Raw genomic sequence first — 7,602 nt, 5'->3', positions numbered from 1 at the left:
ACAGAAAACATTTGTTGCTGTCGCTGCGCTTTCGCACAGAAAACATTTGTTGCTGTCGCTGCGCTTTCGCACAGAAAACATTTGTTGCTGTCGCTACGCTTTCACGCAGATAAACAATGTGTCCGAAATCGGCTTTGTACTTGCACAAAGCCGATTTCGTGACACCCACTGAAAAGTAGCTTAAATACGGATTCTTCTCACCATCTATAGAGGTGGGAGATTTCTGTACTTGCCGTTTCACTTACGTTACATAAAACATCTGTACCTGCCGCTTCGCTTTCGGTACAAAAAACATTTGTACCTGCCGCTTCGCTTTCGGTACAAAAAACATTTGTAGCTGTCGCTTCGCTGTCGCTACATAAACACTTGTAGCTGCCGCTTTGCTTTCGCTGCCAACAACCTTGCTGAAAGAAGTTAAAAAGTGGTGTTAATTGGATGTAACTTCTATGAACATTAAGACGACAAATATAAATAGAACGGGGGTGGAGTGCTTTGAATGACTCCGTGTTCCATCGATTATACGATGCATATCATCAAGACGTGTTCCAGTTTCTTATTTATTTAGTAAAAAACCGTACACTTGCTGAGGATTTAGCGCATGAGGTTTATGTTCGCGTATTGCGCTCATATGATAAGTTCGCAGGCAATAGCAGCGAAAAGACATGGCTTTTTGCTATTGCTAAAAATGTCGCTATTGATCATTTTAGAAAGCAGGCTGTACGCCAAAAACATTCACTTGATTTTTTTGATTGGGAAACGGAACAGCTACATTCAACCACACCATTACCCGAAGACGTGCTGCAGGCAAGTGATGAATTTATGCAGGTTCAATCAGCACTTGAACACTGTACAGGTGACCAAAAAATGGTCATTATTATGCGTTACTTTCAAGATTTATCGATTGCAGAAACAGCACAAATATTAGATTGGACAGAAGCGAAGGTAAAAACTACACAGCATCGTGCCATTAAATTTTTAAGGCAACAGCTACAACAGGTTAGAGAACAGGAGGCGAAACGGCAATGACACATAATCAATTCGATGATGACCAACTGGAACATATATTGAATAATGCCCCTAAGCTTTCTGACCGCCGTTCGAAAGAAGAAATATTAAATCGATTATTGGCAGATGCTCGCTTGCAGGATCATGTCCAACTTCAGGCTATACAACAACCAATTGATGATGAAATAACATCGCAAGAACAACATAGGCAACAAGAAGGTACCGAGATAGCGACAATAAAGAAGGAAGGTCGTAAATGGCCAATTTTTATGAGTGTTGCAGCTGTCTTCGCTTTAACAGTACTTACAGGCTCTATGTTCATGAATAATAATGATGCAAAAATGGATCAGGCTAATGCTCCTGAAACTTCTCAATATTCAACAATGCAGGATAATCGTGCAGCCAATAGCTCTATCCATGATCGTATTATGGAGTCTAACATAGTATCAGAACATTCACGGATTATGTCTCTACGATCATCTGTTTATGAAGATGATTTAACTGATGCTGTAGCATTCCATATTGGTTTGGCAAATCGTGATAAGGAAAGCGTACCGATGACGTATGTTATTCCAAATGAACGAGTGGCTACTGATTTTGGAAAGAAAAAGCCTACAACATTACAAATGTACGAACAGTATGCGCCGCAAATTGATGAGGAAGCAAATGGTTTTACTAATTATCATCCATATAAAGGAGAATTGAAGGAGAAGGGCGATCAACTGGTTCATGTATTGCCGAAGAAAAATGAATATGATGTCGCTTCGAAAGATGCTGGAGAATATTTAGGGACATTACAGGATACTTTCTCAGACTCAGAGTATAAAGCTATTGAATTCAAAAATCCTGATGGTACAGCAAACGAGCTTTCCGAAGAAGAAGAGACAAGAAAGTCTATGGCACTAACAAGTTCAAATCATTTTAATTATTATTTATATAAAGATGAAAATGGAGTTGAATATTTATCACCCGATTCTCGTAAAACCTTTTCCACTGTAACAGAAGCTCTTACCGATATGAGAACTAAAAATGATGATGCATACGTTCCAGTCATTCCGGAAAATATAACATACACTGTGAAAGAGGTAGCAGAAGGCGTTATTGTTACATTTAACGAGCCGCTTGATTTAACGACAATGGAAGTGGTTCGAGCAACCCAATTAATTGAAGCAATGATGCTTACTGCTGCAAGCTTTGATCAACAAGTACGTCTAGACAATGTTGTACAGGAGAGTTGGGAAGGATTTGATTTGAAAAATTTCTTGCCAAAGCCTGTAGGAGCCAATAAACGATATATGCCATAAATAGCATAACAACAAATAAATCATGTAATTTTATAAGTGAATTTTTCGGAGCATTCTCGCCGCTATATGTGCGTGAATGCTCTTGTTAGTTTAACATCTTTCAGCAAATGTTTTTTGTAGCGAAAGCGAAGCGTCAAGTACAGAAGTCTCCCACCTCAATGTTGGTCACTCAGTCGTTACCACTGGACGTGGCGTTCTGAGCTATTAGCGAGTATCTGCAAAACATACAAGTTTAATCGGAATTTTTTAAGCAAAGCTATTTACTTTTCCTTCATAATTCATTATAGTAAGGCTATGAAATAAAAAAATATTGATTCATCTTCGGGGCAGGGTGAAAATCCCGACCGGCGGTAATAGAGTTGTAAATCGCTAATGTTTTTCATTAGCTCGAATGATTTACTAAAAACTCTTCAGCCCGCGACCTGTGCAAATAATTTTTTTTGCATGGCTGACTTGGTGCAATTCCAAGGCCGACAGTTAAAGTCTGGATGGGAGAAGATGGAGGTACGATCGTCATTCATTGTTATGAATTTAGCTATGTACGAGCGTTTTTTCGTTGTGGATTTACACAGCGGTAGCTCGAAAGTAGTTAATTAGTGGCGTTCTTTAATTATGCCTATTCTCCCTTATGCTCTTTTTGCATAAGGGTTTTTTCATAATAATAATTGATGAGGTCGTAACCTTTCTTCTTGCGAGATTGAATCAGCAAAGAGGAGAGAGTTTTCTATGAAGAAAAATGTTAAACTTCAATCGTATATTACGATTGGTATGCTGAGCAGTATTTCGTTTTTATTAATGCTTTTTAATTTCCCAATTCCGCCATTTCCAGCGTTTTTGGAAGTGGACTTCAGTGATATGCCAGCATTACTAGCGGCAATCACTATGGGACCTGTAGCCGGTATTTTAGTAGAATTATTTAAAAATGTGTTGGACTGGGTTTTCTCAGGCACGCCAACGGGAGTACCGGTAGGACATATCGCGAACTTTGTAACAGGTATTTTATTTATTCTACCAGTGAGCTTTGTTTTTAATCGCTTTAAAACAGTTAAAGGCCTTATCGGAGGTTTAGCTGCTGGAACAATTGTAATGGCAGTAGGAATGAGCATTCTAAACTATGCAGTATTTTTACCTATGTACACTTACTTTTTAGGTATGGAGCCTGTTGTAGGTGATTCACTATATAAAATGATCGTAGCTGGTATTTTGCCATTTAACATTGTGAAAGGTATTTTAATTACTATCATCATGGCATTGCTATTTACAACAATGCGTAAATGGATTGATCATCAGCGTTCTATGTATATGAGTTAATTTCGTGAAAAAAAGTATGATTTAGGATAGTGTTCAAGTAATGACACCTTATTGGACTGTTAAAGTCTAGGAGGTGTTTTTTTTTTGTTGCTTAAATTTGCGATTGCAGATTTTTTAGAGGAAAAAGAGTTTCAGAATTTAAGCAAAAGTACATTAGATGTATATAGAATATTTTTCCGTGAATTCAAACGCTGGTCGACTGAAAACGAGGTATTAGATGCTTCAGATGTCACACATGCCCATATTAAAAGTTACTTATTATATTGTAAAAATGAACGAGGGAATAATCCAACTACGATTAATGTTAAGCTAAAAAATCTCAATACCTTTTTCAACCACTTATTGGATAACGAGTATATTAAATCTAATCCATGTAAAAAAGTAAAACGTCAAGAAACTGACTATCGTATTGAAGTATTCACGGATTCGCATATTCGACAAATGCTTTCCTATTACAGAAGGTTGAGAAGAAAGGATCATGAATACACGGCATACAGAAATCACACTATTATTATCTTATTGCTCGGTACTGGCATTAGAATTGGAGAATTAAGAGGGATTAAGTGGTCAGATATTGATGAACAACATTTTCAGTTATATATATTTGGGAAAAATAGAAAGCAGGAAACAATGCCATTAACAGACAAGGTTATTGATGAGTTAAACGAGTTAAAGGCTTTTTGTACTCGCTACTTTAAAGAATTGCCAGAATACGTCTTTGTTAACAGGGATGGCTCGCAAATGGCTTATGACTCAACTAAAAGCGTGTTTAAACGTCTGCAAATAGCTATGAACTTTAAAGATGTTAGATTGTCGGCTCATACGTTTGCTCATCGATTTTTAGTTAATGGAGGAGATGTATTCACGCTACAAAAGATTCTCAGACACAAGTATCTTGCACTGTGGGGATCGGCTTTAAAAGAACAGAATGACAAATACAATCCATTAAATAATTTAGACATTTAGGAAGGATAAACCATATGAAAACAATTATCCATGAAACTTTAAATGGTATGCGTCAAATTACAACACAATGCAATCCTGAATTTAATTCAGTATCCTTTGAGGAAAATACTTTGCTACACAATGGTAGGCAATTTAATATAAGCCGAATGACATTGAGAAAAGAAGATGTACAAGCCATGCTTCAATATTTTGAGGAATTAGAGAAATAAGCAATAAAATAGAGGGTTAGCACTCGCAATGCTACCCTCCAACGCATTTAGCGGTACACCAATACAACTAAATATGAGCGGTTAACATGCCTTCATTCTACTTCAAAAAAAGTGGAAATGCAAAGTTATAGTTTTCTATTGTCTTTTTTAGGTAGCATGAGGTCATGTTGGCTCGTTGGTGGAAACCTAGTAACACCAATTGAATCTAAACTTGACAGGTTACTACCTTCCCATCGCACACAAAGGTATAGGACACCACTACAAGCTTCCTTGTTTGCTTGGGTGTCTGAATGGTGTTAGCGACCATAAACGGCTAGGGGAGGAAGGTCTGAGTAGCTACGGCTACGCAGGATACATCACACATTGTAATTTAAAAATGTAAATCTTTTCGAATAATATTTAAAAACTAATTTTAGTTATACCTCCTACTGTTTAATCTAGTGCTCCTAAAAAATACATCTACTTATATAAGGGAACATATGTATCGTAGTTTACTCGAACCTCGTTTAAATACCCCATTACAAATGGTAATTTTAATATGAGCAAAATGCTTCCTGTAAAAAAGAATATATTTGCTATTGAATTTCTGTTCAATTTTTTATCCCCCAACCAATAATTACGTTTTATTAGGAATTAGTAAACAATATCATCTTTTACCTTCATTTTAATATATTCATTCTATTTATTAAACAAATTATGGAAATATCTCACGGAAAAATAACCTTATGGATAGGCTATTTTTATTTTTTTAAAATAAAGAACTGAGAGCCGTTCAAAGGCTTTTTTTTTGTGAAGAATTATGTTAGTAAACGTGCAAAAATGGGTATTTAAAAGATTGAGTGGTTTGACAAAAGTAACAACCTGTTGTTAAAATCAAGTTGTTACTTTTGGTAGCGGAGTAAAAAATTTTTAATAAAGAGTTTCTTAGGAAGTCTCTAAAACTCTAAGTTTTCAAACTAGGGGGATGAAAAAAGATGAAATTGAAATCTGTAGGACTCACTTTAGGGTTAGCTATTTCGTTACTTTTAACAGGCTGTGGAGATGGAGATAGCAAAAAAGACAATGGCAATTCAACAGGAACTACGCCAAGCATAGGGGAGCAAGTGGACTATAAGATTATAGGAATTGAACCAGGAGCTGGGTTGACTGGTCTGGCGGAAAATACTATAGAGAAATATGAAAACTTAAAAGGCTGGGAGCTTGAACAAAGTTCTACACCTGGGATGTTAGGTTCATTAGAGCAGGCTATTCGAAATGAAGATCCAATTATTATTACCGGATGGACACCACATTGGATGTTTTCATCTTATGATTTGAAATTTTTAGAAGATCCTCAAGGGACATTAGGTGGATCGGAAAATATCAATACACTTGCGCGTAAGGGCTTGGAAAAAGACTTACCGGATGCGTATACAATTTTGGATAGATTTTATTGGGAACCAGAGGATATGGAAGCTGTAATGTTTGAAGCACAAACGAGTTCATTTGAAGATGCAGCAGACAAATGGATAGAAGAAAACCAAGACAAAGTAAGTGAGTGGACAAAAGATACGAAAAAAGTAAGCGGAAAAGAAATTGAATTAGCTTCAACACCTTGGGATTCAGAAAGAGCTTCGAGTAGTGTATTACAGGCTGTATTTGAAGAACTCGGATACACTGTCACAATCACACCTGTAGATCCTGCAATTATGTTTCAAGCTATCGCTACAGGCGTAGCTGATGCAACAGTAGCTGCTTGGTTACCAACAACACATAGCTCTTTTTATGAAAAATATAAGGATGACTTAGTTGATTTAGGTGAGAACTTAAAAGGTACAAAAAATGGATTTGTAGTTCCTGCATATATGGACATTGACTCAATTGAGGATTTACAGCCTAAGAAGTAATAAAAAGTTAACTACTGAATAATTTTGACCTTCAAACAGCCTTTCACATATTTAACCCTAAAAATGCCTCGATGTTTATCTCATCGAGGCATCTTCACTTTTAAAGATACTTTAGCATATGTTTATTTTTAATAGAATCTTTTGTTACATCTATTATACTGACAGATATCTATTTCACATATAGTATTAATAGTCCTGTCAACAAAATGTTGACGTTAAGGGAACTTTAAAAAGTTCATTCGTAGAAAAAAGGGTGGATATTATGAACAAAGAGTTATTAATGGAAAGTGCACGTAAGATGAAAGCGAAAGCATACGTACCCTATTCCAAATTTCCAGTTGGAGTAGCATTATTACTAAAAGATGGAGCTGTAATTAATGGAGTAAACGTAGAAAATGTTTCTCTAGGTGCAACTAACTGTGCAGAGAGAACCGCTATTTTTACGGCAATATCAAATGGTTATCAAAAAGGTGATTTCCAGGCTATAGCTGAGGCAGGTGATACGGTGGATTTTCTTCCTACACCTATTCTTAACGCATTAAAAAATGTTAGAAATACAGAATTATTTGTTTATAACTTAGACAATGAAGGTCTACTTCAGATTGAAGATTATAATACAGTTAAAGGTAGTTCGGTAAAAAAACCTGATCTTAAAAAAGTGTCTAAACGACTTAGGGGATATGTATATAAAGATCCTTCTTCAATACGATCGTAGCTGGTATTTTGCCATTTAACATTGTGAAAGGTATTTTAATTACTATCATCATGGCATTACTATTCACAACAATACGTAAATGGATTCATCATCAGCGTTCTATGTATATAACAAAATAATTTAGATGAGACCTCGAGCTGTTAATCGCTCGAGGTTTTTTGTGTAGAATGAATAGAATGATTGAAGTGTTGGATAATATTGCGTAA

The 7,602-nt window shown here is 36.0% G+C and carries 7 protein-coding genes and 1 riboswitch; all 7 genes read left to right on the top strand.

What is annotated here, in order from left to right:
- The first annotated feature begins 492 nt into the window (after positions 1-492).
- The 7 genes from sigX (at position 493) to ACFXN8_RS12860 (ending at position 7,396) form a co-directional block, all read left to right on the top strand.
- Positions 493-1,026 carry an RNA polymerase sigma factor SigX gene (gene sigX / locus ACFXN8_RS12890; RefSeq protein ID WP_376069741.1) on the top strand — a complete coding sequence of 178 codons (534 nt, stop codon included), beginning with the start codon at positions 493-495 and terminating at the stop codon, positions 1,024-1,026.
- Entirely contained in the window at positions 1,023-2,309 is a 1,287-nt protein-coding gene (locus ACFXN8_RS12885; protein ID WP_386845548.1) for an RNA polymerase subunit sigma, read from the top strand. The genes sigX and ACFXN8_RS12885 overlap by 4 nt, the downstream gene beginning before the upstream one ends.
- Positions 2,310-2,622: 313 nt before the next feature.
- Positions 2,623-2,813, top strand: a riboswitch (FMN riboswitch).
- A gap of 222 nt (positions 2,814-3,035) precedes the next feature.
- Positions 3,036-3,620, top strand: a complete 585-nt coding sequence (locus ACFXN8_RS12880) for an ECF transporter S component (protein ID WP_376069747.1) — start codon at positions 3,036-3,038, stop codon at positions 3,618-3,620.
- A gap of 84 nt (positions 3,621-3,704) precedes the next feature.
- Positions 3,705-4,586, top strand: coding sequence for a tyrosine-type recombinase/integrase (locus ACFXN8_RS12875; RefSeq protein WP_386845546.1), 882 nt, complete (start codon positions 3,705-3,707; stop codon positions 4,584-4,586).
- A gap of 14 nt (positions 4,587-4,600) precedes the next feature.
- Positions 4,601-4,795 (top strand): hypothetical protein, encoded by a 195-nt coding sequence (locus tag ACFXN8_RS12870; RefSeq protein ID WP_386845544.1) that lies wholly within the window; start codon positions 4,601-4,603, stop codon positions 4,793-4,795.
- A 974-nt stretch (positions 4,796-5,769) separates the two neighbouring features.
- On the top strand, positions 5,770-6,681 hold the full coding sequence (locus tag ACFXN8_RS12865; RefSeq protein WP_386845542.1) for a glycine betaine ABC transporter substrate-binding protein: 912 nt from the start codon (positions 5,770-5,772) through the stop codon (positions 6,679-6,681).
- Between the two features lie 262 nt (positions 6,682-6,943).
- Positions 6,944-7,396: a cytidine deaminase gene (locus tag ACFXN8_RS12860; RefSeq protein WP_386845540.1), complete on the top strand. Its 453-nt coding sequence runs from the start codon at positions 6,944-6,946 to the stop codon at positions 7,394-7,396.
- Positions 7,397-7,602 lie beyond the last annotated feature (206 nt).

Origin of the sequence: Lysinibacillus sp. NPDC059133, from assembly GCF_042755925.1 — a bacterium.
GTDB lineage: Bacteria > Bacillota > Bacilli > Bacillales_A > Planococcaceae > Lysinibacillus.
The sequence above is the reverse complement of the archived record's forward strand: the minus strand, read 5'-3'. Positions and strand labels throughout refer to the sequence as shown.